Source organism: Novosphingobium sp. FSW06-99 (genome assembly GCF_001519065.1).
Classification (GTDB): Bacteria; Pseudomonadota; Alphaproteobacteria; order Sphingomonadales; family Sphingomonadaceae; genus Novosphingobium.
Window position 1 is genome coordinate 1 of record NZ_KQ954278.1, and the last position, 1,515, is coordinate 1,515.

Sequence of the window (1,515 nt, forward strand, 5' to 3'; positions counted from 1 at the left end):
GAAATGCCCACCGCGACATAGATTTCCGGGGCCACGATCTTGCCCGTCTGCCCAACCTGATAATCGTTGGGCACATAGCCCGCATCGACCGCCGCGCGGCTGGCGCCGATCGCCGCCCCCAGCTTGTCGGCCAAGGGCGTGATCGTCGCGGCAAACGTGTCGGCATCCTTCAGCGCGCGGCCACCCGACACGATGATCTTTGCGCTGGTCAGTTCGGGGCGTTCCAGCTTGGCGATTTCCGAACCCACCCAGCTCGACAGGCCGGAATCCGCACCCGCCGCAACCGTTTCGACAGCGGCGCTGCCGCCGGTCGCATCGGCCTTGGCAAAGGCGGTGCCGCGCACGGTGATCACCAGTTTGGCATCCGTGCTTTCAACCGTGGCGATCGCGTTGCCCGCATAGATCGGCCGCGTGAACGTCCTGGGCCCTTCGACGCTCAGGATATCCGACACTTGCGCCACATCGATCAGCGCGGCAACGCGCGGCGCGACATTCTTGCCGGTGGTGGTGGCGGGCGCCACAAACGCATCGTGATCGACCAGCAACCCGGCGATCAGCGGCGCGACGTTTTCCGCCAGCGCATGGGCATAGGCCGCATCGTCGGCCACCAGCACTTTGGTCACGCCCGCAATCTGCGCGGCCGCGGCGGCAACGCCCGCGACATTGCTGCCCGCGACCAGCGCGACCACTTCGCCCAGTTGCGCCGCAGCGGTCACCGCCGACAGCGTGGCATCCTTGACGGCACTGCCGTCGTGTTCGACCCAAACGAGAACCTTGGTCATGTCAGGCTACTCCCAGTTCCTTGAGCTTGGCCACTAGCGCATCGACATCGGCCACCTTGATCCCGGCACTGCGCACCGGCGGTTCGCTCACTTTCAGCGTTTTCAGGCGCGGCGCGGTGTCCACGCCGTAATCGGCGGGCGTCTTGGTCGCCAGCGGCTTCGACTTGGCCTTCATGATGTTGGGCAGCGAGGCGTAGCGCGGCTCGTTCAGCCGCAGATCGGCGGTGATCACCGCCGGCAGCGGCAGCGACACCGTTTCCAGCCCGCCGTCGATTTCGCGCTTAACCGTCACCGCATCGCCTTCGACCGTGATCTGGTTGGCAAACGTGCCCTGCCCGCGACCCAGCAGCGCGGCAATCATCTGGCCGGTCTGGTTGCTGTCGTCATCGATCGCCTGCTTGCCGGTGATGATCAGGCCGGGTTGTTCCTCATCCGCGATCGCCTTGACGATCTTGGCCACCGCCAACGGTTCGACTTCGTCATCGGTCGACACCAGAATGGCCCGGTCCGCGCCCATCGCCAGCGCCGTGCGCAGCGTTTCGGTCGCCTTGGCCGGACCCACCGACACCACCACAACCTCGCTCACCGCGCCCTTTTCGCGCAGACGCAGCGCCTCTTCCACCGCAATCTCGTCGAACGGGTTCATGCTCATCTTGACGTTGGCAAGGTCAACGCCCGTGCCATCCGCCTTTACACGCGGCTTCACGTTGTAATCGATCACACGCTTTACCGT

General features: G+C 65.3%; 2 protein-coding genes. Both read right to left on the reverse strand.

The features are described from left to right. Positions 1-782, reverse strand: a 782-nt coding sequence (locus AQZ49_RS21595; RefSeq protein WP_067621040.1) for an electron transfer flavoprotein subunit alpha/FixB family protein, incomplete at its 3' end; no start/stop codon positions are given. A 1-nt stretch (position 783) separates the two neighbouring features. Next, positions 784-1,515, reverse strand: a 732-nt coding sequence (locus AQZ49_RS21600) for an electron transfer flavoprotein subunit beta/FixA family protein (protein WP_082701992.1), incomplete at its 5' end; no start/stop codon positions are given.